Source organism: Erythrobacter sp. SD-21 (assembly GCF_000181515.1).
Taxonomy (GTDB): domain Bacteria; phylum Pseudomonadota; class Alphaproteobacteria; order Sphingomonadales; family Sphingomonadaceae; genus Qipengyuania.
Genome location: NZ_ABCG01000001.1, coordinates 103,908 through 128,206, shown reverse-complemented (window position 1 = coordinate 128,206; position 24,299 = coordinate 103,908). Strand labels below are relative to the sequence as shown.

Annotated in this window: 22 protein-coding genes and 1 tRNA gene; 6 read left to right on the top strand and 17 right to left on the bottom strand. The window is 64.4% G+C overall.

What is annotated here, in order from left to right; translation table 11 throughout:
* Window positions 1-8: 8 nt before the first annotated feature.
* The 8 genes from addA to ED21_RS00590 all read right to left on the bottom strand — a co-directional run bounded on the left by addA (window position 9) and on the right by ED21_RS00590 (window position 13,110).
* Window positions 9-3,488, bottom strand: coding sequence for a double-strand break repair helicase AddA (addA, locus tag ED21_RS00625; RefSeq protein ID WP_006831860.1), 3,480 nt, complete (start codon window positions 3,486-3,488; stop codon window positions 9-11).
* Entirely contained in the window at window positions 3,485-6,514 is a 3,030-nt protein-coding gene (gene addB, locus ED21_RS00620) for a double-strand break repair protein AddB (protein WP_006831859.1), read from the bottom strand. Before addB ends, addA begins: the two co-directional genes overlap by 4 nt.
* Window positions 6,507-7,229: a nucleotidyltransferase family protein gene (locus ED21_RS00615; protein ID WP_006831858.1), complete on the bottom strand. Its 723-nt coding sequence runs from the start codon at window positions 7,227-7,229 to the stop codon at window positions 6,507-6,509. The genes addB and ED21_RS00615 overlap by 8 nt, the downstream gene beginning before the upstream one ends.
* Window positions 7,226-8,215, bottom strand: coding sequence for an aminoglycoside phosphotransferase family protein (locus tag ED21_RS00610; protein WP_006831857.1), 990 nt, complete (start codon window positions 8,213-8,215; stop codon window positions 7,226-7,228). Before ED21_RS00610 ends, ED21_RS00615 begins: the two co-directional genes overlap by 4 nt.
* Window positions 8,212-8,661, bottom strand: a complete 450-nt coding sequence (tsaE, locus tag ED21_RS00605; protein WP_006831856.1) for a tRNA (adenosine(37)-N6)-threonylcarbamoyltransferase complex ATPase subunit type 1 TsaE — start codon at window positions 8,659-8,661, stop codon at window positions 8,212-8,214. Before tsaE ends, ED21_RS00610 begins: the two co-directional genes overlap by 4 nt.
* On the bottom strand, window positions 8,658-11,000 hold the full coding sequence (locus ED21_RS00600; protein WP_006831855.1) for a PAS domain-containing sensor histidine kinase: 2,343 nt from the start codon (window positions 10,998-11,000) through the stop codon (window positions 8,658-8,660). Before ED21_RS00600 ends, tsaE begins: the two co-directional genes overlap by 4 nt.
* Before the next feature lie 91 nt (window positions 11,001-11,091).
* Window positions 11,092-12,555, bottom strand: a complete 1,464-nt coding sequence (gene ahcY, locus ED21_RS00595; RefSeq protein WP_083800343.1) for an adenosylhomocysteinase — start codon at window positions 12,553-12,555, stop codon at window positions 11,092-11,094.
* Between the two features lie 99 nt (window positions 12,556-12,654).
* Window positions 12,655-13,110 carry a hypothetical protein gene (locus ED21_RS00590; RefSeq protein WP_006831853.1) on the bottom strand — a complete coding sequence of 152 codons (456 nt, stop codon included), beginning with the start codon at window positions 13,108-13,110 and terminating at the stop codon, window positions 12,655-12,657.
* 179 nt (window positions 13,111-13,289) lie between these two features.
* Between ED21_RS00590 and ED21_RS00585 the strand changes: the two genes are divergently transcribed.
* From ED21_RS00585 to ED21_RS00575, 3 genes are all read left to right on the top strand, one after another.
* On the top strand, window positions 13,290-13,769 hold the full coding sequence (locus ED21_RS00585) for a peroxiredoxin (protein WP_006831852.1): 480 nt from the start codon (window positions 13,290-13,292) through the stop codon (window positions 13,767-13,769).
* A 210-nt stretch (window positions 13,770-13,979) separates the two neighbouring features.
* Complete coding sequence (locus tag ED21_RS00580; RefSeq protein WP_006831851.1) at window positions 13,980-14,744, top strand: alpha/beta fold hydrolase; 765 nt, start codon at window positions 13,980-13,982, stop codon at window positions 14,742-14,744.
* A complete protein-coding gene (locus ED21_RS00575; RefSeq protein ID WP_034920877.1) occupies window positions 14,737-15,873 on the top strand; it encodes a PAS domain-containing sensor histidine kinase in 1,137 nt (378 codons plus the stop codon). The genes ED21_RS00580 and ED21_RS00575 overlap by 8 nt, the downstream gene beginning before the upstream one ends.
* A 58-nt stretch (window positions 15,874-15,931) precedes the next feature.
* Here ED21_RS00575 and folE read toward each other — a convergent pair whose 3' ends face one another.
* The 3 genes from folE to ED21_RS00560 are packed head-to-tail and all read right to left on the bottom strand — an operon-like array spanning window position 15,932 to window position 18,584.
* Window positions 15,932-16,543, bottom strand: a complete 612-nt coding sequence (gene folE, locus ED21_RS00570; RefSeq protein WP_006831849.1) for a GTP cyclohydrolase I FolE — start codon at window positions 16,541-16,543, stop codon at window positions 15,932-15,934.
* A complete protein-coding gene (locus ED21_RS00565; RefSeq protein ID WP_006831848.1) occupies window positions 16,540-18,090 on the bottom strand; it encodes a phospholipase D-like domain-containing protein in 1,551 nt (516 codons plus the stop codon). Before ED21_RS00565 ends, folE begins: the two co-directional genes overlap by 4 nt.
* Before the next feature lie 2 nt (window positions 18,091-18,092).
* Complete coding sequence (locus ED21_RS00560) at window positions 18,093-18,584, bottom strand: hemerythrin domain-containing protein (protein ID WP_006831847.1); 492 nt, start codon at window positions 18,582-18,584, stop codon at window positions 18,093-18,095.
* Between the two features lie 95 nt (window positions 18,585-18,679).
* On the opposite strand from ED21_RS00560, the gene ED21_RS00555 reads away from it, so the two are divergent.
* A complete protein-coding gene (locus ED21_RS00555) occupies window positions 18,680-19,078 on the top strand; it encodes a metallopeptidase family protein (protein WP_006831846.1) in 399 nt (132 codons plus the stop codon).
* Between the two features lie 3 nt (window positions 19,079-19,081).
* Here ED21_RS00555 and ED21_RS15290 read toward each other — a convergent pair whose 3' ends face one another.
* The 3 genes from ED21_RS15290 to ED21_RS00545 form a co-directional block, all read right to left on the bottom strand.
* The gene (locus ED21_RS15290) at window positions 19,082-19,219 is read right to left on the bottom strand and encodes a hypothetical protein (RefSeq protein WP_006831845.1); all 138 of its coding nucleotides are present in this window, start codon (window positions 19,217-19,219) and stop codon (window positions 19,082-19,084) included.
* A gap of 421 nt (window positions 19,220-19,640) precedes the next feature.
* Window positions 19,641-19,717: transfer RNA gene (locus ED21_RS00550), tRNA-Arg, on the bottom strand.
* Window positions 19,718-19,761: 44 nt separating this feature from the next.
* Window positions 19,762-20,163 (bottom strand): (deoxy)nucleoside triphosphate pyrophosphohydrolase, encoded by a 402-nt coding sequence (locus ED21_RS00545; protein WP_006831844.1) that lies wholly within the window; start codon window positions 20,161-20,163, stop codon window positions 19,762-19,764.
* A gap of 107 nt (window positions 20,164-20,270) precedes the next feature.
* On the opposite strand from ED21_RS00545, the gene ED21_RS00540 reads away from it, so the two are divergent.
* Together ED21_RS00540 and ED21_RS00535 are read left to right on the top strand one after the other, a co-directional pair.
* Window positions 20,271-20,453 (top strand): Flp family type IVb pilin, encoded by a 183-nt coding sequence (locus ED21_RS00540; protein ID WP_006831843.1) that lies wholly within the window; start codon window positions 20,271-20,273, stop codon window positions 20,451-20,453.
* A gap of 117 nt (window positions 20,454-20,570) precedes the next feature.
* Window positions 20,571-20,753 (top strand): Flp family type IVb pilin, encoded by a 183-nt coding sequence (locus ED21_RS00535; RefSeq protein WP_006831842.1) that lies wholly within the window; start codon window positions 20,571-20,573, stop codon window positions 20,751-20,753.
* A gap of 94 nt (window positions 20,754-20,847) precedes the next feature.
* Here ED21_RS00535 and ED21_RS00530 read toward each other — a convergent pair whose 3' ends face one another.
* The 3 genes from ED21_RS00530 to ED21_RS00520 form a co-directional block, all read right to left on the bottom strand.
* A complete protein-coding gene (locus ED21_RS00530) occupies window positions 20,848-22,326 on the bottom strand; it encodes a M48 family metalloprotease (RefSeq protein WP_006831841.1) in 1,479 nt (492 codons plus the stop codon).
* Between the two features lie 127 nt (window positions 22,327-22,453).
* Window positions 22,454-23,398, bottom strand: a complete 945-nt coding sequence (locus tag ED21_RS00525; protein WP_006831840.1) for an acetyl-CoA carboxylase carboxyltransferase subunit alpha — start codon at window positions 23,396-23,398, stop codon at window positions 22,454-22,456.
* A 10-nt stretch (window positions 23,399-23,408) separates the two neighbouring features.
* The gene (locus ED21_RS00520; RefSeq protein WP_006831839.1) at window positions 23,409-24,287 is read right to left on the bottom strand and encodes a tyrosine recombinase; all 879 of its coding nucleotides are present in this window, start codon (window positions 24,285-24,287) and stop codon (window positions 23,409-23,411) included.
* Between the last annotated feature and the right edge of the window lie 12 nt (window positions 24,288-24,299).

Here is a 24,299-nt window from a genome sequence, read left to right as displayed (position 1 = left end):
GGGTTCGATTACTCAACGGGTGGCAGGCCAAAGCTTTCCTGCCGATCCGCAAACGCGGCCTTGTAGGCAGCGAGGCGCTCGCCGGGCAAGGCGATGAGCTGCGGCGTCTGGGTATAGAGCACGGCGGCCTCCACCGTGCGGCCCGGGTAGATCGCCTCCAACGCCGCGACATAGGCGGCCATCTGGCGCAGGGTGCTGTCCGGAATGGCGCCTTGCGAAGCGGGCGGACGACGCGCGGTCTTGAAATCGACCACGGTGATTTTCTCTGGCGTCACCAGCAGCCGGTCGGCGGTGCCCATCACGACCTGCCCCTCCACCGTGGCGGCAAGCGGGATTTCGGCAAGTGCCTGCGCGCCGAAAATATCGGCAAAGCCCGGTTCCTCCAGCACGGCGAGCGCGCGGGCGAGCATTTCCTCGCGCTCGGTATTGTCCAGGTCGGGCGCCTGCTGCGCCAGCCAGCTGCGCGCCCGGTCTGCGCGGTGATCGCGTGGCACTTCGGGCAGGCGTTCGAGAAGCGCGTGGATCAGCACGCCGCGCCTTGCCGCACCGGCAGCGACCTCGGGCGGCAGCGGCGGATCGCTTCCCTCGGCCTCGCCCAGCCCCGAGGGAGCCAGCGGACGCGGCGGGCGCGGTTCGGGACCGACGGGTTGCTTCGCCCATAGGGGCAACTCGCACACTGGTTCGGGGACGGTTGTCTCGACAGGCGGCACGGACGGAGCGCGTTCCCCGACCTCCCAGCGCGCACCCCAGATCGGATCGTCCAGCGCCGTGTCGGTATCGAACAGCGCCGCGAGCCGTGCATACCAGCTGTCCTCGTGCGGACCGTTCTTCGCGTCGCGCGGACCGAGCGAGCCGCCGATGAACAGCGCCTCTTCCGCGCGGGTCATGGCGACATAGAGCAGCCGCCAGTGTTCCTGCATCGAGCGGGCGGCGTCCACCTCCTCCACCGCGCGCACCGGGCCGACCTTCTCGTCGCTTGTCAGGGCGGGTAGCGGAACGGTGTTGGTTTCTTCGGCGCCCAGAACCTGTTCCTCGAGCGTCAATTCGCCCGAGGCATCTGGGCGGATCGCGCTGTCAGCAAGGATCACGATGGGCGCCTGCAGACCCTTGGAGCCGTGGACGGTCATCACGCGGACCTGGTCCCCGCCCTCGCCCGCTTCGCGCTTCAACTCGCCATCGCCCGCGTCGAACCAGCGGATGAACCCTTGCAGGCTGGCTACATGGCTGGCGGCAAAAGCGTTGGCGGCGTTGAGCAGTTCGTCGATCGGGTCGTTAGCCTCGCGCCCCAGCCGGGCGACAAGTGCGCGGCGTCCGTCCATCGGCCCGACGAGGATCCAGTGCAGCAATTGCTGCGGGCTGTCGAAATCGGCGCGGCGCAGGATCTCGCGCAAGGTATGGACGGTCTGCGCCACGCGGGGCTCGTCCGAGCTGCGCAAGTGCTCCCACAGGCGCACGCCCTTGGTGCGATAGCCGAAGACCAGCAAATCCTCCTGGCTCCAGCCGATCAGCGGCGAGACGAGGAGGTTGGCCAATGTCAGATCGTCGAGCGGCTGCGCGGCGAAGCGGATCGCCGCCATCAAATCCTTCACCGCCAGTGGATTGCCGAGACGCAGGCGGTCGACCCCGGCCACGGGGACGCCGTGCGCGTAGAGCCGCGCGACGATCAGCGAGGCCAGCTCGCGGCGCTTCTGCACCAGCACCATGACATCGCCGGCCTGAGCACGCCGCGTCTCGCCCTTCACCAGCGTGAAGCCCTCGCCCTTGGTATCGAACCAATCGGCGACCTGCCGCGCGATGTTGTCGGCCAGCTTGCGGTCGTGGCGGGCGAGCCAGCCCTTTTCCTCATCCGCATCGTCGCCGCCTTCGGCAATGCGGATTTCCTTCCACAGCGTGACCATGCCTGGCGTGTCGCTGCCGCGGTGTTCGCCATCGCTCTTGTCGAGGCCGAGTCCTTCGGGACCGATGGCGCGGATTGCGTCGTCGACGAAGCTGAGTACGGTCTGGTTGGTACGATAGCTGCGTTCGAGGTCGAATTCTTGGAGGCGGCCCGTGTTGGCGTTGGCGCGCGCTTCCTCGGCCGCTACGGCGGCGCGGTCCATCTTGTCACGGAAATAATCGCGCGCCTCGCGGAAGTTTTCCGGACTGGTGCCTTGGAAGCCGAAGATCGCCTGCTTGTAATCGCCCACGGTGAAGATCGTGCGCACCGCGTCGCCGCGCGCGCCCAGGCCGTCAAAATAATCGTCGGTCAGCGCCTTCACGATGGCCCATTGCGCCTTATTCGTATCCTGCGCCTCGTCGACGAGGATGTGGTCGAAGCTGCGGTCGAGCTTGTAGCGGATCCAGTCGGCCATCTGGCTGGAAGACAGCAGCCGAGCGGCGCGGTGGATGAGATCGTCGAAATCGACCAACCCCTCGCGCGCCTTGGCCTCTTCCCAGCGTTTGGCAAAAGCGCGGCCCGCTTCGAGTTGCGGCGCGACGAAGGCAGCGAGGCCGAGCAGGGCCGCGCGTTCCGCCACTTCCCGTACTGCGTCGGCAATCACTTGCTGCTTATCGCCGAATGAGGGGTCGTTCTTCTCGGCACCCTTCATCGAGGTCGGGTCGCCATCTTTCTTGAGGATGCAGTTGCGTTGACGGAATCCGTCGATCTCGGCGAGCCGGGCTTCCGGCTCGATCGCCAACCAGTGCTGGATGAAGCCCCTGCTCGTCTCTGCACTCTTGGTGTTCCACCCATCGAACGCTGGCAGCATGGCGCGCAAGGTATCGACCGGGAAATGCCGGTCCGAACAAGCCTCGGCCACCCAATGCTCGTCCGCATCGACCGGAATGCCGAGCAGGCGGCGCACTGGCTGGTCCAAGCCGTGCTGCCAGCCGGGCTGGTCCCACAAGTCCTTGTGCCGGGCGCAGCGCATCAGCCACCCGAGCACGGCATCGGGGCCCTTGCGGCGGCTCATCTCGGCCACGGCTTCGCGGATGTGCGGGTCGCCTTCGGAGAGTAGGTCGGAGAGGACATCGCGGCTCAGGAGGTCGCGGTCGCGGTCCTCCATCGGCTGGCTGCCGGGGAGCACACCCGCCTCGCTCGGGAAGGCGCCGAGAAGATATTGCGCGAAGGCGTGGATTGTATCGATCCTGAGGCCGCCGCCGGGGCAGTCGAGCACGCGGGCGAAGAGCGAACGGGCACGCGACTGGGTCTCGGGATCGATGGACGCGCCGAGATAGCCCAATTCCTTGGCCAGCTGCGCGGCATCCATCCGCACCCAGCGGGCGAGCACCGCGTTGACGCGCACCGCCATTTCCGCTGCGCCCGCCTTGGTGAAGGTGAGGCACAGGATCTGCGACGGATCGGCCCCCGGTTGCAGCAGCAAACGTAGCACACGCGCGGAGAGCACCTGCGTCTTGCCCGTGCCCGCGCTGGCTGACAGCCACACGCTCTCCTCCGGATTAACGCTGAGACCCTGTGCGTCCTTCAGGGGGTAGACCTTGCCGCTCATGCCCGGTCCTCCCCGTCCGACAAATCGTCAGCTTGGCGCGGCAGCCATTCCTCGAGCCGCATCAGCTGGTCGTAGGTGTCATAGGCCGGGTAATCCGGGTTCTCGCGCGCGGTGAAGGGGTCGGTGCCCTTGATGTATTTGCCGATGGCTTCGCCCAGCTTCTTGCGTGTCAGCGGGAGGAATTCCTCCAGCTCCACACCGCTGCGCTTGTTGCCGACTTTCAGCGGCACCTCGACATAGCCGAAGCCATGCGGATTATCGTCTTTCGCGCGGCCCAGCGACCAGTATTCGTAGCCGCCCGGATCGCCTGTCAGCCCCTCGAATCCACCGTCCTGGGCAATCAGTCCGAGAATGCCCAGCTGAAGCGCATAGCCCTGCTCCACCTGGGCGGCGGTAGGCGGTTTGCCGGTCTTGTAATCGATGATGGCGAGCGTGCCGTCCTCCAGCCGATCGATCCGGTCGGCGCGGCCATGGACGAAGACATCTTCGACATGCATGGAGCCCTTCGCCTCGACCGCCAGCACTTCCCGTTCGGTGTAGCTGCCCAATGTCTCCTCGATCCATTCGAGGCCTTTCAAGAGGCGCGGCTGCCACAGGCCGCGAACCAGCGGATCGGCGTTTTCCTCCTCCAGCACCTCTTCCATGATCGGGGCAATCCGCACATCCGGATCGGTCCGACGCGCAATATGCCAGCGTTCGAGGATGGTGTGCGCGATATTGCCCTGCCACAGCGGATTGGGGTCGGCATCGAGCGCGTCGAGGTCCGAAAGGCCCATGATCTTCTGCGCGAAGAACTGGTAGGGATCGCCCAGCAGCCGGTCGAGCGCGGTGGCCGAAATGTCGACATCGCGCTGTTGCGGTGAAGGTTTCGGCATGGGGCGCGAATATTCGGGGGCCGGTTCGGCGCGAGTCATCGCGCGGGCGAGTTCGATGGCCGCCCGCTCCTCGTGCCGCGGCAGCAGCTCGCCGAGAAGCGCCTGCACGCGAAGCAGGAAACGGCTGGGAATAGCCGGCCCGCCCTCGTCGCGCCCTGACCGGCTCAGCACCACTTCGGGCGCACCCATGGCCCCGGCAAGGTCGTGCGCCGAAAGGCCGATACGAAAATCGCCGCCCGGCACGCCGAGCGCGCGCAGTACCGGCGGGGCGAGCAGCGCGTCGATACTGCCGCGCGCAGGCCAGCTACCCTCGTTGAGGCCTGCGCAGATGACCAAATCGGCGCGGTTCAGGCGCGCTTCGAGCAGGCCCAGAACCTGCACCCGCGCATGGCCGCCATAGGGTGGGCGCACGGCGCGCTCCTCCATCGCGTCGGAAAGCACCTTGGCCACATCGCGCGGGGCGGTCTCGAAGCCGGCTTCGCGCGCGTGGAGGCGGAATTCCTCGACAAATGCGGCCAGCGTGCGCCCGTCCTCCTGCGCCCACAGCTTCTCGCCGCACAGCGCCTCGGCACTGGCGGCAAGCGTGTCGATGAGATCGGCCAGGCTTTCCGGAGTGTCGCGGTCGCGCTCCACCAGTGGGGCAAGCTGCGCTTCGGCAAGCGCCCACCACTCGGCTATCTCGGGGCGTTTTTCCGCCAGCCGCGCCACTTCCGCCTGTGCGGGTTCGAGACCGGACGCGAGGCGCGGACCGCGCAAGGCACGCTCCAGCCGCCGCAGCCGCCGCAGCCATGCGCCGCGCTCCATCCCGCCGTCGACCAAAGGGTGGCCGAGCAGCGCCATCAGCGGAACCGCCCTCGCCCCTTCCGCCATCACTTCGGCGGCGAGCAGGAAGGCCCGACCCGCCGCCGTGTGCGACAGCGGGCGACCGGCGGAATCGTCGGCCACGATGTTCCAGCGTGCCAGATGATGCACCACGCGGCGAGCCAGCGGCCTGTCAGGCGTGACGACGGCCACGCGCCGATCCGGCTGCTCCAGCGCCTCGCGCACCATCAGGGCGATGGCCTGAGCCTCTTCTTCGGGATTGGCAGCCTCCATGATTCGCACACCCGAAAGGCGGCGTTTCTCGGACGGGAGATCGACCCAGACCTTGCTCGCTTCGGGCGGCAGGAACAGTGCCGAGATCGCGTGGCTCCGTTCTGGCGGCGCGGCGGTCATGCCCTTGCGGTGCCACGGCTGCACTTCCTCGCGCGCCACGCCCATCCGGTTCAGCAGCAGCTTCAGATGGTATTGCGGATGAGTGACCGCGTCCTCGCGCGCGAAGACCGTGTCCCCGGGCGTGGGCGCGGCGCCGGCGCGGCCAAGCTCGTCCCACACGCCCTCGTCCATGGTCAGGTCGAAATCTGGCAGGAGCACAGCGCCTTGCGGAAGCTCGCTGACAACCCGCAACAGCTTCGCCAGCGCCGGTGCGGCACTGGTCACACCGGCGGCGACAATCGGGGTCGCGGGCGGCTGGGCCTTCCACGCGTGCCGGGCCTTGTCGAACAGGCGGTTGCGGCGCGCGGCAGCGTCCAGCATGCCTTGCGCGTTCAGCCACGCGAGCCATTTGGCCTGCACATTGGCGAAGAGGCGGATCGATTCCTGCCAATGTTTCGACAGGTCGGGGAAGATGTCGACCACCTTCTCGTCGACCAGTTTTTCCGGCCCGACATCCTCCACCAGCAGGCGGTCCATGGTCGCGCCGGTTTCGCGGGCGAGGCGCAGCAGGGTCGCGCCTTTTGGAGCCTCCTCGCCCATTTCCTCGGCGATCAGGCGGGCCAGCGCGAACATCCGGCGCTGGGGATCGATGGCGGGCGGAATGTCGCTTGCCCCCAAGGGATCGAGCAGCGGCCCCAGCGCTTCGTCGAGATCGAGATCGCCCACAACGGCCATGCGCGGCATCAGGAGGCCTGCACGTCCGCTTTCGCCCGCGTGGCGGATGAAGGCCTCGGACACGGTGCGGCGCGCACGCGCGCTCGGCAGCAGCAGGGTCAGGCGGGCGAGACCAAGCTCGTCATCGGCGTAACGCGGCACGAGTCCGGCCACGAGGGCATCGGCAAATCCGCGATGCGCGGCAATGGAGTAGACGTTCGGCCCGCCCTTCGCGTCAGCCACCCGTCAACGCCTCCTCGGTGGGACGGATATGCTGCGGCGTGCCGACTTCGTACCACATGCCGGTGAAGGCGACGCCGAACAGGCGGTCTTCCTCGATCGCGCGATCCCACAGAATGTTGGTCGAGAATTTGCCTTCGGGTGCCTCGCGCAGGAGGCGGTGCGAAACCAGCTGGATGCCGGTGTAAATGAAGGGCGCGATGCGGTCGGGCCGCTTTCGGCTGAGGCGGCCTGCGCCGTCCATGTAGAAATCGCCCGTCCCGTCGAAATTGCGGGCGCGCGCGTGCGTCACGACCAGCAGCAGCGCGTCCATCCGCTCCGGGTCCCAGGCGTCGGACAGATCGCCGAAAGCGTTGCGCGGCCCGTCGAGCCAGATGCTGTCGGCGTTACAGGCGAAGAAGGGATCGGGCAGCAATCCGGCCCCATGCGCCTTGGCCATGCCGCCGCCGGTTTCGAGCAATTCCTCGCGCTCGTCGGAGAAGGTAATGGCAGGGGCCTGCCGCGGCCCGATATGCGCTTCGATCGATTCCGCGAGGTAGTGGACGTTGACCACCGCCTTCTCCACGCCAGCGTCTTCCAGCCGGTCGAGCGCTCGATCGATCAACGGCTTGCCGGCGACGCGGACCATGGGCTTGGGCATGGTTGCGGTGAGCGGGCGCATGCGCTTGCCCAGGCCCGCCGCCATCAGCATGGCGGTGTCGGAAACGAGCGCGCTCACGCGATCTCCCCACCGTGGCTGTCGCGCAGTTCCTGCGGGATGTTTGACTCGAACCACGCGGCGACGGGCGCCATGGCCTCATGCGCAAGGTCGCGCTCCATTGCCTTCCAGACGCGCGGAATCATGCCGAGATAGCGCGGCTTGCCATCGCGCTTGTAGAGACGGGCGAAGATGCCGACGATCTTGGTGTTGCGCTGCGCGCCGAGGCGGGCGTAATCGGCTTCGAAATGCTCGCCCGGATCGGCGGCGGCGCGATAGCGGCAGAGCATGTCGTGTTCGAGTTGTTCCGATACGTCGCGACGTGCGTCCTGCAACAGGCTGACGAGATCGTAGGCCGGGTGGCCGACCAGCGCATCCTGGAAATCGATCAGACCCTGTTCGCCCGCCAGCTTACCCTTTTCGAGCAGCATGATGTTCTCGGCGTGGTAATCGCGCAGCACGGTGACGCCGGGGTCTTGCCGCTCCAGCATCGGGGAAAGCGCCTCGTCCCACGCGGCGGTCCAACCCGCTTCATCGACCTTCAGGCCCGCGGCGGGGCAGTACCATTCGGTAAAAAGCGCGGCTTCGCGCTGGTAGACGGCCATGTCATAGGGTTCGAACGGCCCCGGCGATAGCTTGTGCAACTGTACCAGCGTGTCGATCGCCTTGGCGTAGATATCGTGTTCGTCGCCCGGATGATCGTCGATCCATTCCTTCATCCGCGTGTCGCCGAAATCTTCGGTCAGCACCCAGCCCTGCCCCGCGTCCTCGCGATAGATTTCCGGGCCGCGCATGCCGTTGGAGTTGAGCCATTGGGCGACGTGGAGGAACGGCTTCGGGTCCTCGTGAGGGGGCGGCGCGTGCATCAGCATCGCGCTTTGCCCGCCGCGGCGGATGCGGAAATAGCGGCGGAAGCTGGCGTCGCCCACCAGTGGTGCGATTTCGGCGCCCTCCCAGCGGGTGGCACCGAGGAAGCTCTGGATGTCTTCGAAGATCGCGTCGCTCATGGCATGCGGCTTTGCCAAGCCTTGCCTCCCTTCACAATGGCCTCTCGACCTGTGCCCCCATTTTCCCCTGGCGTTTCGAGCGAAATTGCAAGGCAGGTCGGCTCATGCTCGAACCCGCCCGCATGATCGGGCCATTCGGCGATCAGCGCGGCGCCCTCGCGATAATCGTCGAGGCCTATTTCCTGCGTTTCGGACGGGTCTTCAAGCCGGTAGAAGTCGGCATGGACCAGCGGCAGACGTAGATGGTCGTAGGTTTCGATGATAGTGAAGGTCGGCGACGGGACCTCGCCCGTGTGGCCCATTGCGGCGATGATTGCCCGCGCGAGAGTGGTTTTGCCCGCGCCCAGCCCGCCGGAAAGCGCCACCACGTCGCCCGGCTGGAGGCGCGCAGCGATCCGCTGTCCGAAGGCTTCCATTGCGGCAAGGTCGGGAAGGCTTTCCGTCACGGCAGCGTCACCGTTGCCGTGGTGCCGGCGTTCTTGCGGGTCTGAAATTCGAGCGTGCCGCCATGCGCCTCTACCAGCTGGCGGGCGAGCGGGATGCCAAGGCCCTGCCGCCGTTCGATACCCTTACCGTCCTCGCTCATGCGGATGCCCTCGAGCGCGCGGGCGAGTTCGTGCTGGCTCATGCCTTCACCGTTGTCGGAGATTGCTATGCGGTTCAATCCGCGGCGCGTGGCGATATCGATGAGGATGCGCCCGCCGCGCGGCGTGTGGGCGATCGCGTTGTCGATCAATTGCCCCAGCGCGCGCTGCAATTGCTGCGGATCGGCCTCGACGACCTTGTTCGCATTGCCCTTGAGGTCGAGCGTCAGGCCTGCGCCGAGGATCGCCTCCTCGCGCTTGCGCACGATCTGTTCGATGAAGGGAAGCAGCTCGACCTTGGCCTTGCGCAGCGGCATGAGCCCGGCCTCCGACTGCGACAGGTCGAGCACGTTCTCGACCTGCTCGGTCAGCTTGCCGACCGAGAGGCTGATCGCCTGGATATATTCCCGCGCCTGCGGGGTCAGCTCGCCCGCAATGCCCTGGGAGAGCAATTCGGCGAATCCGCCGATCGAGGTCAGCGGGGTACGGAATTCGTAGGACATGTTGGCGAGGAAACGGGTCATCACCGCATCGGCTTCCTCCAGCGCGCGGTTGCGTTCGCGCAAGGCCTCTTCCGCCTTTTGCGAGGCGGTCACGTCGAGCACGGTCAGGAGGCCGTTGCCGTCGGGCAGCGGCACGCCGGCGTAGGTCAGCGTGCGCCCGTCGGCGAGCTGGATGCGCCCGTCGCGCGGCTTGCGGTCGAGCGTCGCGGCGCGGATCGTCTGCCCGATCTGCGAGATTTCCTTGGGTTCGGCCAGCTGCTTGCCGATCGCCTCGAGCAATTGTTCGGCCTGCGGGTGTCCGTCGAGCACTTCGCTTTCGAGGCCCCAGGCAATCGGGAAGCCACGGTTCCACAGTTCCAGGTGCCCGTCGGGGGCGAACACCGCGAGCGCTTCGAACAGGCTGTCGAAAGTGGCGGTCCGGGTGCGCAGCAGCGTATCCCGCGTGGCGGAGAGCGCCAGCTGTTCAGTGCGGTCCTCCGCGATTAGCACCAGCCCGCCATCGGGCAGTGGCTGCGAGACGAGGCGCAGGTGCGTGCTGTCGGGAAGCGGCCACTGGTGCTCTTCGGGCTCGTCCTTGAGGAACCATTCGGCCAGTTCCTTGCGCCAGGTCGGGAAGTCGCGGACCTCCGGAATGCGGCCGTTCTCGCGCGCGATCATCAGCATCTGGTCGAAGCGGATGCGCTCGCTCACCACGCCCGGCGGCAGCGCGAAGACGCGGTGGAACGGCTGGTTGGCGAAGGTCATCCGGTGCTGCGCATCGAACTGCGCCACGCCGATGGATAGCTGGTCGAGCATCGAACGCTGCGCTTCGCGAAAAGCCCTGAATTCGCGCGCCTGCTCTTCCATTTCCTCGATGTCGATGGCGTAGCCCGCGATGCCTTCGCCCACCAGCGGGAGGTCGGTGACCCGCACGGTGCGCCGCGCGTTGTCGATCGTAGCCGTCAGGATGCGCTCGATGGGCTGGCGACGGTCGGCCGCCTGTTGTGCGACCTGCGCGGCGCTGCGTCCACCCACAGCCTCGACCAGCTCGATCTGCTCGGCAACGACCTGGTCGGCGCTGTTGGCCCCGACGGCCTCGACATAAGCCTTGTTGACGAGGCGCAGCTGCATGTCCGCGCCGCGGAACCACATCGGCATGGGAGCGGCCTCGATCAGGCCGACCAGCGCGCCGAAATCGTCACGAGCACGGGCGGCTTCCTCGCCGAGGCGGGCCAGTTCGTCCTCGGTCTCGGTGAAGTCGAAAACCCAGATCAGCGCGGCCCCGCTCGGCGAGACCGCGGGATCGGCCAGCGCCCCGCGCAGCGCCAGTGACTTACGCGAGCCGGGGGGACGCAGCGCCATCTTGAAGGGCTTCGCGCTCTTCTGCGTGCGCCGCACATGGGCGGAGAGCCGCTCGACCTGCTCTTCGGACAGACCCTGCCCTTCGCGCCCCGCAAGTTCGGTGAGATATTCGGGGACCTTGTCCAGCCCGACCCAGCGAGCGAAGCGGTCGGGTGCCTCGATCCGCCCGTCGACGCGGACGAGCAGCGGGATCGCGGGGCCTTCCTCCACCATACGCGATAGCCGGCGCGCGATCGTGCGGTGGGCCTTGGCTTTCTGCGTATCGCGCGCAGCCTTGAACATCAGCCACAAGGCCCCGCCGGTCCACAGCGCGAACAGCACGCAGAGAACGACCAGGAGTACGGGCGAGAATTCCATTACCTGCCAGCTATTCGGCTAGCGGGAAGGATGCAACGTGTAGATTGGGCGCGCACGGGGGAAATCCCTCGCGCGCGCCCGGTAGCTTCGCCTAGTAGCGGTAGTGTTCCGGCTTGAACGGGCCTTCGACCGGCACGCCGATGTAGTCGGCCTGACTCTGCGAAAGCTTGGTCAGCTGGACGCCGAGCTTGTCGAGGTGAAGAGCGGCAACCTTCTCGTCGAGCTTCTTGGGCAGGACGTAGACGTCGTTCTGGTAGCTGTCGGTGTTCTTCCACAGTTCGATCTGCGCTAGCACCTGGTTGGTGAAAGAGCAGCTCATCACGAAGCTGGGGTGACCGGTGGCGCAGGCGAGGTTCACCAGGCGGCCCTTGGCCAGCACGATGATTTCCTTGCCGTCGGGGAATTTCACCAGGTCGGTGCCGGGCTTCAGCTCGGTCCACTCGTAATTGTCGAGCGCCGAAATCTGGATCTCGCTGTCGAAGTGGCCGATGTTGCAGACGATCGCCATCGGCTTCATCGCCTTCATGTGCTCGGCGGTGATCACGTCTTCGTTACCGGTGGTGGTGACGAAGATGTCGGCGCGCTTCACGCCTTCTTCCATGGTCACGACCTCGAAGCCGTCCATTGCGGCCTGCAGGGCGCAGATCGGATCGATTTCGGTCACTAGAACGCGTGCGCCGCCGTTGCGCAGCGACTGGGCCGAGCCCTTGCCGACATCGCCGAAGCCGGCGACCAGGGCGACCTTGCCCGAAAGCATGACGTCGGTGGCGCGGCGGATGGCGTCGACCAGCGATTCGCGGCAGCCATAGAGGTTGTCGAACTTCGACTTGGTGACGCTGTCGTTCACGTTGATTGCGGGGAACGGCAGCTTGCCGGCCTTGGCGAGATGGTAGAGGCGGTGGACGCCCGTGGTGGTTTCTTCCGAAACACCCTTGATCGCCTTCACCGACTGGGTGAGGTAGCCCGGCTTGCGCTTGAGGAAGTCCTTCAGCGCGCGCTGCATCTCGATTTCTTCGGCGTTGGTCGGGGCGGGCATTTCCTCGCCCGCCTCGATACGCGCACCCCACAGGGCGAACGCAGTGGCGTCGCCGCCGTCGTCGAGGATCAGGTTGGCGGTGAGGTCTTCATCGGCCTCGCTCGACCAGTCGAAGATCTTGCCGACGTAGTCCCAGTAATCGGCCAGGCTCTCGCCCTTCACGGCGAAAACGGGGATGTCCTGCGCGGCAATCGCGGCAGCCGCATGATCCTGCGTCGAGTAGATGTTGCAGGTCGCCCAGCGCACTTCGGCGCCCAGTGCGACCAGCGTTTCGATCAGCACCGCGGTCTGGATCGTCATGTGCAGCGAGCCGACAATGCGGGCGCCCTTGAGCGGCTGCGCGTCGCCATATTCCTCGCGCGTGGCCATCAGGCCCGGCATTTCCGTTTCGGCGATACGGATTTCCTCGCGGCCGTAATCGGCAAGCGAAATGTCCTTGATGACGTAGTCGTTGAACTGGGCCACGGTTGGTCCTTTGTTTTTGATAGAATTACACGTTCGAGAAAATGGACCGCGCATGCGTAAAGGGCGGCACCAATCTGGCGCCGCCCCTAGCCTTTCGTCACCGACAGGGCAAGCTAGCCCCAAGCCCTCCCGGTCATACGATCCCGAAAGGCCTTAACGCCGTGCCCAGCGCCCCCCGCTGCGCGGCGCCGTTCCCAGCAGCTCGCCGGCTGCCTGGGCGAGTACCGCCGAATCCTTGGTCTGCGCCAGGTCGGTGGTGATTTCCTTCAGTTCGGCGCAGCCGAGCCAGGGGTGGCCCTGGCCATACTGGTTGGCCATGCCGACGCTGATGCGGTCGAGAGCGCGCTTGGCACCCTTCTTCCCGTGTCGAGCGACAAGACCGCTCTCGAGGCGGCGTGCGGCCGCGTTCAGAGCCGTAATGTGGCTGGCCGAGAACTTGCGGTACTGCGGCTGGAAATCGTCCGAGCCCATGCGGCAGCGAAGCGAGGTGACCATCAGCATGATGTCGAGCTTGCGGACCTGTTCGTCCTGGCTCGCAGCAGCAGCGGTGGTCGGCGTCATCATAAGGGCAGCGGCCGTCGCGGCGGCTGCAATCGTCTTCTTGAACATGTCCCATGTACTCCCGTCTGACAGGCGTCCCGTGCCTGTTGAGGAGAGTGTGGGTGCAAAGGATTTACGAAAATTTAAACCTGCAAAGTAAACCGCGGTTAACCATCCGCCGCCCTTGCATGCACGGCCCATCTCACTAGATGCTGGGTGTGGACGGAAAGACACAGGAGTTTTAACATATGACAATCGCTGTAGGCGACCGCCTGCCCGACGTGAAGCTGGTCAAGGCGACTGCCGAAGGCCCCGAGCAGGTGCAGTCATCCGATTATTTCGCCGGCAAGACCGTGGCGCTCTTCGCCGTTCCCGGCGCCTTCACTCCCACCTGCTCCGCCAAGCACCTGCCCGGCTTTGTCGACAAGGCCGACGAACTCAAAGCCAAGGGCGTGGACGAGATCGTCGCGACCTCGGTCAACGACGCTTTCGTCATGGGCGCGTGGAAGCAGAGCGCGGGCAGCGACGACATCACCATGCTGGCCGACGGCAATGGCGAATTCGCCAAGGAAACCGGCCTCGATGCCGATTTTACCGGCTTCGGCATGGGCCACCGAAGCCAGCGCTATTCGATGCTGGTCGAAGACGGCGTGGTAAAGCAGCTCAACGTCGAAGCCCCGGGCGATTTCTCGGTCTCGAGCGCGGAACACATGCTCGGCCAGATGTAGGCCGCACACGTCCTGATGGATGAATAAGCGCCCCGCCCTGCCAACAGGCACGGCGGGGCGTTTCTTGTCGGCGTTCGTCGCACTAGGGGACGTCATCCTGGCAGAACGCAGTCAAGCGCCAAATCGAATGTCGCGCTTCCCTGGCGGGCCTCGTTCGGCTAAGCTTAGCGTATGGGGCCCTCTGCTAAATCGATTTTCCGGCGAAACAATGTGGTGGTGACCGGCGCCGGCCAACGGACGATGATGTTCGCGCATGGATTTGGCTGTGATCACACGATGTGGGAATTGGTGGCTCGTACTTTCGAGCAGGATTTCCGCGTCGTCCTGTTCGACTATGTCGGACACGGACAGTCCGATCTCACGGCCTACTCGGCTGAGCGCTATTCGAGCCTATCAAATTACGCCGATGACGTTGTGGAAATTGGGCAGGCTCTGGGTCTGCGAGATGCCGTATTCGTCGGACATTCGGTAAGCGGGATGATCGGAGCTCTCGCCTCATCCAAGGCCCCCGGCATGTTCTCGGACCTCGTAATGGTCGGCCCTTCGCCCCGCTATATTGATGCGGAAGGCTATCGCGGTGGTTTTTCGAGGGCACAAATCGATGAACTGCTCGAATTTCTCGCCGATAATCACCTCGGTTGGTCGGCTGCGATGGCGGCTCCAATCATGGGTAACCCGGATCGGCCGGAATTGGGTAAGCGGCTGGAGAACAGCTTTTGCCGGACCGACCCGGAAATTGCGCGAGATTTTGCGCGCGTTACCTTTCTCTCCGACAACCGCGACGACCTCGCGGCCGTTTCCGTCCGCACTCTCGTGCTTCAGTGCAGCGACGACATCATCGCACCGGTCGAAGTCGGCGAATATGTCCATGCCGGTCTGGCAAACAGCGAGTATCGTTTGCTCGAAGCCACTGGTCACTGCCCCCATCTCAGCGCACCGGATGAAGTAATCGCTGCGATCCGCAGCTTTGTCTGAATATCTGCCAGCAGAAGATTTGGAAGATCTCTATGAGACCGCTCCCTGCGGCTACCTCTCCATGTCGCCCGATGGCACGATCGTTAGAGTAAATCGCACGCTTGCCGAATGGATCGGGTCGGACACACAAGATCTACATGGACAATCCATTCACGATATTTTGGGTTTCGGCGGTCGCATCGCTTTGGAAACCCATATTGCCCCCTTGCTCCGAATGCAGGGGCATGTGCACGAAATCGCTTTGGATTTAGTGACCGCGAAGGGCGACAAGATTCCAACCATTGCGAATGCCGCCGAGAAGCGCGGCAGTGATGGAAAGCATCACTTCACAAGACTAACCATGTTCAAGGCGGTCGACCGGCGTACGTATGAGCGCAGCCTGCTCGAAGCGCAGCTGAGAGCAGAGGCAGAAAGCAAGGCTCAACAAGAGGCTGCTGTGGTTCGAGAGCAGTTCATCGCCGTGCTGGGACACGATCTTCGTAATCCGCTGGCAGCGATAGCTGCCGGTGGAAGAATGCTGCGGCGTAGTGAGGAGCTTAGTGAACGAGGTGAGCTTGTTCTTTCGGAAATAGAAATGAGTGTGGAGCGGGCGTCCGCGCTGGTCGACGATACGCTCGATTTGGCGCGCGGAACTCTCGGAGGCGGGTTGGTGCTAGAGCGGGATCCTGAGGCAAACCTTTTGCCGGTATTGGAACAAGTCATTGCGGAAATCCGTGCGATTTCGCCGGAACAACCTGTCGACGCAATCATCGAAATCGAAGGTTCCGTGTCCTGCGATCGACGCAGGATCGCGCAACTCGCCTCAAATCTTCTTTCCAATGCGGTGACCCATGGGTCCATAGAGCAACCGGTTCGATTTGAAGCCAGAACAGAAAATTCGGAATTTGTATTGTCGGTTTCAAATGCCGGGGAGGCGATTCCCCAGAAGGCTCTCGACCGGCTTTTTCAGCCGTTTTTCCGTGCGGAAACCCGGCCCAGCCGAAACGGGTTGGGCCTTGGACTTTTTATCGTTTCCGAGGTCGCCAAAGCCCATGACGGTACAATCGACGTCAGTTCAACGGATAGGGAGACGCGGTTCACCTTTAGGATGCCGCTGACTAACGGGCCGATGGACGCTGCCGCAAGCTGATAGTATCGCAAGCTACGCTCTAGCGGAATAACCGCGTTTCGGCGCTTATCGCCTCTATTCAGCCATAGCCCATCAAGCTCAGAACTTCCTTGCGGCTGCGCTGGTCTTCGAGGAAGGTGCCCATCATGCGGCTGGTGACCATGCCGACGCCCGGTGTGCGCACGCCGCGGGCGGTCATGCAGGCATGCTGGGCGTCGATCACCACGGCGACGCCCTGCGGCTGGAGGTTTTCCCAGATGCAATCGGCGACCTCTGCGGTCAGGCGCTCCTGCACCTGCAGGCGGCGGGCGAAGCCGTGAAGCACGCGGGCGAGCTTGGAGATGCCGACCACGCGATCGTTCGGCAGATAGGCGATCGCCGCCTTGCCGTGGATGGGGGCCATGTGGTGTTCGCAATGCGACTGGAAGGGGATGTCCTTCAGCAGGACGATCTCGTTATAGCCGCCCACTTCCTCGAACACGCGGCCGAGGTGCACGGCCGGGTCCTCGGTATAGCCGAGGCAATATTCCTTCCATGCGCGCGCGACACGGGCGGGTGTATCGAGCAGGCCTTCGCGGGTCGGATCGTCACCGGTCCACTCGATCAGCGTGCGGATCGCGTCCTGCACATGTTCGGGGACCGGGGGCTTGCCGCGGGGATCGTCTTCGTCGGGGCCGACCAGGCTGCTCACGTGCCGTTTTTCCTTCTGAACTTTTCGCGCATGCGGTGGAGGCGGCCTCCCTTGCGCAAAAGGCCGCCCTTTGCAAACGGCTCGAACATGTCGTCGGGGTCTTCGGGGTCGAGCAGCCCGCTGTGTGCAAGCGTTTCTTCCGCCCCGTTCAGTTCGGGCGGATGATAGCGCAGCAGGTTACGACCGTTCTCGCTGATGGAGTGGTCGATCATCGACGCCATCGAGCCGTGGCGCGACAAATGGTCGCCGATCTCGTCCTCTTCCAGCCCGCAATGTTCGGCGAGCAGCGAGTAGCGGATGGCCCTGATGGCATCGCCCGTATGCTCGTTGCCGGCGCGCGTCTTGTCGATGAAGACATCGCATTCGCTGTCGAGGCCCATCGAGCGGTTGTTCATATTGGCCGAGCCGATGCGCAGGATATCGTCGTCCACCACCATGATTTTCGCATGGACATAGATGGCGGTCTCGCCCGAATAGGGGTTCCAGATGCTGAAGCGGCCCTTGTGATCGGCCTCCTCAATGCAGCGCACCAGTTCGGCGCGGGCGTGGTCCATTGCCTGCTGTTCCAGCCAGCCGTCGGCGTGTGCGGGATGGACGATGACGATTTCGGGCGGGTCTTCCTCCTGCACGCGGTCGAGTATCGCTTCGGCAATCGCGCGCGAGGCGAAGTACTGGCTCTCGGCATAGATGAAGTGCTTGGCGCGCTTGATGTGCTGCATGTAAAGCTGCTCGATCTCGTCGACGCCATCCCAATCGCGATAGGCGGCGCGGGTGCGGGCGATGCCGACCTCGACATTCTCGAACTGCGCATCGAGCGCGTCGGGCCACGGCGAACCGGGGCTGTCCTCGTAATCGGGCAGCGGAGTTCCACCGGCGCAGGTCCAGCGGTCCTCGCCCAGCTCCTCCAACGCCTTCGCCGCATCACCCTCGAGCATCATCGTGGCATCGTGCCAGGGGTCGTAGCTTCGGCCGTTGGGTGTCTTGCGCTTATCGCTGTGTTCGGGATGATCGCGCGTGTCCCAGCGCTTGACCGTCATGTCGATGCCTCCGCATACCGCCACCTGCCCGTCGAGCACGGCGATTTTCTGGTGGTGGCTGCAGCCGACAGGATGCGCGGTGTCGAACTTGAAGTTGATGCGGCTATGCCGAACCCAGCGCGCCAAGTCCCACAGCATGGTGGCGCGCGTCGGCATGGTGAAGATGCTGAAGTTCCACTTTAGAATGCGGATGTCGAGCTTGGGCCGGTTGCGCGCCAGCCACGCGATGAAGCTGCCGAGCCGCCTCGGATAGCTGCGCTTCCACGGTCTTTGCCACCAGCGCCGCCCGCGGTCGAGATGGATGCGGGTATCGAAATCCCAGCCAATCAGAAGCAGGCGGCGACGCGTGTTGAGCATCGCCTCCTGCATGAAAGCGAAATAATCCGCCGCATCGATGATGACGCTGGCGCGGCTGACCTTCTCGTAGCGCCAGACGCCCGGCTCTACGCCGGGCTCCAGCTGCGAAGTGCAGCTGGGGTCTTCGGTTTTGTCCTTCGCCCCCTCGCCCATGCCTATTCCTTGGCTTCCTCTTTCTTTTCGGGCGTGATCTCGGCCTCGGCCTTCTCTTCCTGCTTCCGACGTTCGAAGACCGAACGCATGTGCTCCATGTCCTCTTCGGTGAGGTGCTTGGCGAAGTCGGGGAAATGTTCTTCCTCTTCCTCGTCGATGTGGTGGCGGTAGTCGTGGTCGAAGGTGTTGAACTTGGTCAGCCAGCCGCCTTCGGACATGTCGGTGGCGGCCAGATCATTGAGCGCTTCCTCGATCTCGTGATGTTCGGCCACCGAATGGCGCGTTTCGTCAGTGGTGGGCGGCTTCCTCAGCATGGTCGAATAGAGCGCCTGTTCCTCTGCCGCAGCGTGCGACTTCAGTTCTTTGGTGAGCTCTTCGAACAGCGATTTGCGTTCCTCGCTGTCACCGCTGGTCTTCATCAGCTTGTCGAGCAGCTCGCGATGCTTGTCGTGATCCTTTTTCAGGCGGTCGAAGATCTCTTTGGTATCGGCCATGTCCGGTTTTCTCCTTTGCCCTTGCAGAACAGGCGGGAGCGGAGCCGGTTCCGTGCGCGCTTGAAGCCCGGCCTCGCGCACCGCATATCGGGGGCATGATGCATGAGCGAACCGGGCCGACGCAGGAACAGATGCAGCTGATGGCCGAAAGGGTCGTCGCCGCGCTGCCGGAGGAGTTCCGCACGCAGATGGGCGAGATCGTGCTGCGGGTGGAGGATTTCGCCACGCCCGATCAGCTCGAATCGGTCGAGCTTTCCGACAAGTGGGAACTGACCGGCCTCTACGAAGGCGAGGCACTACCCGACCGTTCGATATGGGAAAGCCACCGGATGCCGGCGCGGATCTGGCTGTTCCGCCAGCCGCTGATCGCCGAATGGCGCGAGACCTGCGTGCGGATGGACGATCTCGTGCGCCACGTGGTGATCCACGAGGCGGGCCATCATTTCGGTTTCAGCGACGACGACATGCACGCGCTGGAGGATGATGCCGATTAGGCGTCAGTCCCTCGGATCGCGGCGATCGCGTTCCTCTTGACGCTCGGGTTCGCTAAGCTGGGCGACGAGGCCCGGCTTCGCGAGGCAGGCCCAGAACGACCCCCTCCCCTGTTCGGTCGACTGCGGAAGCTCAGCGCGCATGGCAGGCCTCCTTCGTCGAATGGAACTCGGCGCGGGCCCCCGCGCTTGCCGAAACGTGATGCGACCTGTGTGTCATGGTTCAGCCCCTTCCCACCAGCGACGGCTTTGTCCCCAAGCCTCGAGTCGCAGGTGCGAGGCAGGTAGGTACCGGATTCTCGCCGGTTCACCACGTCCTATGATGTCCCCCGGAGCTTTTGGTTAACCGGTGTTGCACGAATCCGTCACACCTTCGGGGCACGGAGGGAGCGCGTCAGGAGATGGTCGATTCGAAGGGTCGGGTGGCACGCGGGCCGGGAAGGATTGGGCCGGTCGCTGCGCGCCCGCCCCGTCTCGTCGCCTGCGGCGCTCCGAGTCCGAATTTCCAATCTTCCATACGGCAGAACCATTAAAGGCCACCCCTCTTGCGAGGGATGGCCTTTAATGGCGCGCCAGGAAGGATTCGAACCTCCGACCGCCTGATTCGTAGTCAGGTACTCTATCCAGCTGAGCTACTGGCGCGTTGGAGGGCGGCACATAGGCAGGGGATCGAACCTTGGCAACACCTAATCGGACCTTTTTTGAAAGAGAATGGACGACAGCACCCGATCGAGCGGCGGTTTGGCGAGAGCGGCCACCTCATCCGGTGCGAACCACCCGATCTCACCCCCTTCGAGCGCCTCGGCCTCACCCTTCCATTGCCCGCAGGTGTAAAGCAGTATGACAATCGGGCATTCGCGCGCGCTTTCCTCTTCCTCGGCGAACCCTGCCGGGACCAGAGCGGCGCGAGGGATCGCGATGGCCAGCTCCTCCTCGATCTCGCGAATCAACGCGATTGCGGGAGTTTCGCCCGGTTCGACCTTGCCTCCGGGGAATTCCCACAGGCCGCCGTGCTGCTTGTGATCGGGCCTTCGATGCATCAGCCAGCGCCCCTTTCCATCGTGCAGGGCCAAAGCGATGACAGGCATCCATGTCGGATTATTTTCCAAACTACTCGATCCTCGAAAGACTTTCTTAAGACCTGCCGGACTAAATCAAGGGTGTCAGCTACGAATTGACATTGGGGGCAAACCAAGTGGTCCAATTTCTGAAAAAACTGGGACACGACGAACGGGGTGCGACCGCTGTCGAGTACGGGCTGATCCTCGCTTTGATTTTTGTATCGATCATGGGGGCGGTTTCGACCTTCGGTGAAACCACCATCGATATGTGGAACACGGTCAGCTCGGCCGTGTCTGCAGCGCGGCCCACGGTCTGAAAAATTTGCCAACTGAGTTAGGGATTTATCAACCAGTCGGCATCAAAAGCAAGGATAGCTCAAGCCGTTAGGACGCGGTGAGAGTCGGGTACCGAAGACTGAACCAGGAGACATATTATGAAGTTCATCAACAAGCTGCGTCGTAACGAAGAAGGCGCAACCGCAATCGAATACGGCCTCATCGCTGCTCTGATCGCCGTTGCTGCGATCACCGCCATGCAGAGCCTCGGTGGCGAACTGACCACCACGTTCAACACCGTTTCGAGCGCAATGTCGACTGCGAACAACGCCAACGTCTAATCGACGGCGACACGCTACAGGAAAGGCGGCGAGGGTAACCTCGCCGCCTTTTCTTTTGCCTGCTCCATCGACCAAGTGCGACCGCGAAGCGCTCCTAGCGTCCTCGCAAAACAATCTTGACCTTCTGCCCGGCGCGCACACCCTCGCCCGCGGCAAGGCCATTGAGGACGCGGAAACGTTCCTCCTGCGCATTTGAATACGCCATCCGGCGCGACAGGCTGGCGACCGAATCGCCGCTGCCTACCGTAATCACATCCAACACGCGCGGCACGACGTTTGCGGCTTCCTGAGCCGACACGCGGCGCATTGACGAGAACAGGCTGTTGAATGTCCCCGACTGTCCCGCCGGAGTGAGCGCGAGGAAGTGGTAGGCGCGGTCGTTCGAGAACTCATAGGCGAACACCGTCACGTCGACTTGGCTACTGCCGTTGTTGACCCGCGCGGTGCCATAAGCAGCGGGCAGACCGTTAACGGTCGTCGTCTGGATGCTCGAGGGGCGAATCTGCTGCTGCTCGCTGAGTCCCGCGAATACGCTGTTCACATAGGTCTGCAGATTGCCGTTGTAGGGCGCGAGCGTGAACTGCGCCTTCCCGCTCTGGCCGTTGATCGTCACCGCACGGGTGCCGTTGACCATGTAGAAACCCTGCGGAGCGGTAAAGGCGAGGCGCAGGTCCGGATGGATGAACTGGCGTCCTTCGACAATGCCCTGCTCGGGATCGTCGCCATACGTCAGTCCGTCGATCCGGCTGAGGAAGGTGTCACGATTCGTTACACCCGAGGCGCCCTGTGCTTGGCTCAGCGCGGTCTGCACGCGGCTGGCTGGATCGGGGTGGGTCGAAGCCCATTCGGGAAGACGCGCATCGTCGCGGCCCTGAAGGCGCGCATCGAGTGCGTTCTGCGCCGCGAGGCTGGCGAGCACGGTCGCCATGGCACGCGGGTCGTAGCCGGCCGAGTTCAGGTACTGGATGCCGGCGGTATCCGCTTCCAGCTCTTGGCTGCGCGAGAACTTCAGCGTCAGCATCTGCGAGCCCTGCAGCGCGGCCTGTCCAAGCTGCTGGCCGAGCGGATTGCCGCCGAGAAGCACGCTCGACAGAATCGCGCCCGCCGCACCGAGCAGCGAGTTGCGCTGGGCGGCCGCCTGGCGGCGCTGCGAATGGCGCAGCGCGACGTGAGCGACTTCATGGCCGAGCACGCCGGCCAGTTCCGCCTCGTTGTTCATCAGCGTGACGAGCTGGCGCGTGGTGTAGATATAGCCGCCGGGAATGGCGAAGGCGTTGTTTACCGGACTGTTGACGAGGCTGACAGTGAAGCTGTCACGCGCGTTGCCAAGGCCCGATTGGACGGCGATGGTCTTGCCCACCTGCTCGACATATTGCGCCTGCGGCCCGCTCATCGCGCCGCCGAATTCGGCGAGCAGCTGCGGGTGGGCTTCGGCACCGATCTGCGCTTCGCTCTGCGTGATCGGCGCATTCGATCCGGGAATGTTCCCGCCACCGGGCAGCGCGGCGCATCCGGCAAGGGCGAAAGAGGCCATCGCGGTCGACGCGGCGGCGAGTGATTTGAAGCTGGGCATTAAGGCAGGCTCCCCTTGCAAAGGCGCGCAGGAGCTCATGCCCTCACGCCCGTAAGTTCTGTCTATGCAAAGAGAAACTTGGGCAGCGGCGGCTTTGTTCCCGCCGCAATTCGAACGGGGGGCTGTGTCAGCCCGCCATGGTGAGGAAACGTTCTTCGCGCATCCGCCGCAGTTCGTCGGGGGCGTGGCGCGAAAGCATGTCGAGCTCCTCGCCGATCGCTTCGCCCAGCGCCTTGGCCGCGCCAGCAGGATCGCGATGGGCCCCACCGACCGGTTCCTTGACGATGCGATCAATCACGCCGAGCTTTTCGAGATTCTGCGCGGTGATCTTCATCGCTTCAGCCGCGTCGGGCGCCTTTTCGGCCGTACGCCACAGGATCGAAGCGCAGCCTTCGGGCGAAATCACCGAATAGACCGCGTGTTCGAGCATCAGCACGCGCTCCGCGCTCGCCAGCGCCACGGCGCCGCCCGAACCGCCCTCGCCCACGATGCTGGCCACCATCGGCACACCCAGCGCGAGGCAGGCCTCGGTCGAGCGGGCAATGGCTTCCGCCTGTCCGCGCTCTTCGGCTTCCACGCCCGGAAACGCACCCGACGTATCGACCAGCGTCACCACCGGCAGGCCGAAACGGTCGGCCAGTTCCATCAGGCGAATCGCCTTGCGATAGCCTTCGGGCTTGCCCATGCCGAAATTGTGCCGGATGCGGCTGGCGGTATCGTTGCCCTTCTCGTGCCCGATCAGCACCACTTTGCGGCCATTAAGCTTGGCAAAGCCGCCCATGATCGCCTCGTCCTCGGCGAAATTGCGATCGCCGCCCAAGGGCATGAATTCCTCGAAGGCGTGTTCCACATAGTCGCGGAAATGCGGCCGCGAAGGATGCCGCGCGACCTGCGTCTTCTGCCACGGCGACAGCGATTCATAGGTCGTCTCGAGCAGCGTGCTGCTCTTGACCTCGAGACGCCGCAACTCGTTCGAGATGTCGACATCGTCGCCTTCGGAGGCGGCGCGCAGTTCGGCGATACGCTGTTCAAGCTCGGCGACCGGTTTTTCGAATTCGAGATAGGAAACCATGGCCTAGCCGCTAGTCGCTACGGCTTCCTTGCGCAAGCGGGTGACGCTCGTTGACCAGCTTTACGAGCCGCGCGGCATCGACATGCGTGTAGATCTGCGTGGTCGCGATGTCCGCATGGCCGAGCAGGGTCTGGAGCGCGCGCAGATCCGCCCCGCCCTCCAGCAAATGGGTCGCAAAGGCGTGGCGCAGGACATGGGGGCTCAGCTTTTCCGGCGGCAGATCGGCGCGCACTGCCAGTTCCTTGAGCATCTGGTAGAGCCGGATGCGGGTCAGATGGCCGCTTCGCGATGGGAACAGGTAGTTCGAGCCTGTCGGCCGGAGCGCCAGCCAGCGCGAAAGCGCCTGCTTGGCGCGCGTGCTGACAGGGACCAGTCGCGCCTGTCCGCCCTTCCCCGTCACCGTGAGAAAGGGCTCGTCGCGCGGGACCGCCGAGAGCGGAAGCGAGACAAGTTCGCTAGCGCGCAGGCCCGAACCGTAAAGCAGTTCGAGCATGGCGAGGAGGCGCACGGCTTGCGGCCGGTCGCTCGCCGCTTCGTCCTCGGCGCGGCCGAACAGCGCCTCGACCTGCGCGTGGGACAAAATCTTGGGCAATGGGCGACGGGTCGCGGGCCGCGGAAGGGCGTAAGTCGGATCGTCCTCGCGCTCACCCTCGTCGACGAGAAAACCGAAGAACTGCCGCAGCGCCGAAATCTTGCGCGCCAGCGTCGCCGGTGCCAGCGACGACCAGCCCTGCCCCAGCTTCGCCAATTGCGCCGGAGTGGCACCCGCCAACTTCTCGCCCAACAATTCCTCCGCCTGGTTTAGATCGCGCCCATAGGCGAGCAGCGTGTTGCGCGCCGCGCCGCGTTCGGCAGCGAGCATGGCGAGGAAATCGTCGATATCGCTCATCGGCCCCCGGTC

Bases quoted from the DNA above. Each gene is read 5' to 3' on its own strand.
- addA (WP_006831860.1), bottom strand. From the start codon at position 3,488: ATGAGCGGCAAGGTCTACCCCCTGAAGGACGCACAGGGTCTCAGCGTT.
- ED21_RS00610 (WP_006831857.1), bottom strand. From the start codon at position 8,215: ATGAGCGACGCGATCTTCGAAGACATCCAGAGCTTCCTCGGTGCCACC.
- ED21_RS00600 (WP_006831855.1), bottom strand. From the start codon at position 11,000: ATGGAATTCTCGCCCGTACTCCTGGTCGTTCTCTGCGTGCTGTTCGCG.
- ahcY (WP_083800343.1), bottom strand. From the start codon at position 12,555: ATGCGCGGTCCATTTTCTCGAACGTGTAATTCTATCAAAAACAAAGGA.
- ED21_RS00590 (WP_006831853.1), bottom strand. From the start codon at position 13,110: ATGTTCAAGAAGACGATTGCAGCCGCCGCGACGGCCGCTGCCCTTATG.
- ED21_RS00585 (WP_006831852.1), top strand. From the start codon at position 13,290: ATGACAATCGCTGTAGGCGACCGCCTGCCCGACGTGAAGCTGGTCAAG.
- ED21_RS00565 (WP_006831848.1), bottom strand. From the start codon at position 18,090: ATGGGCGAGGGGGCGAAGGACAAAACCGAAGACCCCAGCTGCACTTCG.
- ED21_RS00560 (WP_006831847.1), bottom strand. From the start codon at position 18,584: ATGGCCGATACCAAAGAGATCTTCGACCGCCTGAAAAAGGATCACGAC.
- ED21_RS00555 (WP_006831846.1), top strand. From the start codon at position 18,680: ATGATGCATGAGCGAACCGGGCCGACGCAGGAACAGATGCAGCTGATG.
- ED21_RS15290 (WP_006831845.1), bottom strand. From the start codon at position 19,219: ATGCGCGCTGAGCTTCCGCAGTCGACCGAACAGGGGAGGGGGTCGTTC.
- ED21_RS00545 (WP_006831844.1), bottom strand. From the start codon at position 20,163: ATGCCTGTCATCGCTTTGGCCCTGCACGATGGAAAGGGGCGCTGGCTG.
- ED21_RS00535 (WP_006831842.1), top strand. From the start codon at position 20,571: ATGAAGTTCATCAACAAGCTGCGTCGTAACGAAGAAGGCGCAACCGCA.
- ED21_RS00530 (WP_006831841.1), bottom strand. From the start codon at position 22,326: ATGCCCAGCTTCAAATCACTCGCCGCCGCGTCGACCGCGATGGCCTCT.
- ED21_RS00525 (WP_006831840.1), bottom strand. From the start codon at position 23,398: ATGGTTTCCTATCTCGAATTCGAAAAACCGGTCGCCGAGCTTGAACAG.
- ED21_RS00520 (WP_006831839.1), bottom strand. From the start codon at position 24,287: ATGAGCGATATCGACGATTTCCTCGCCATGCTCGCTGCCGAACGCGGC.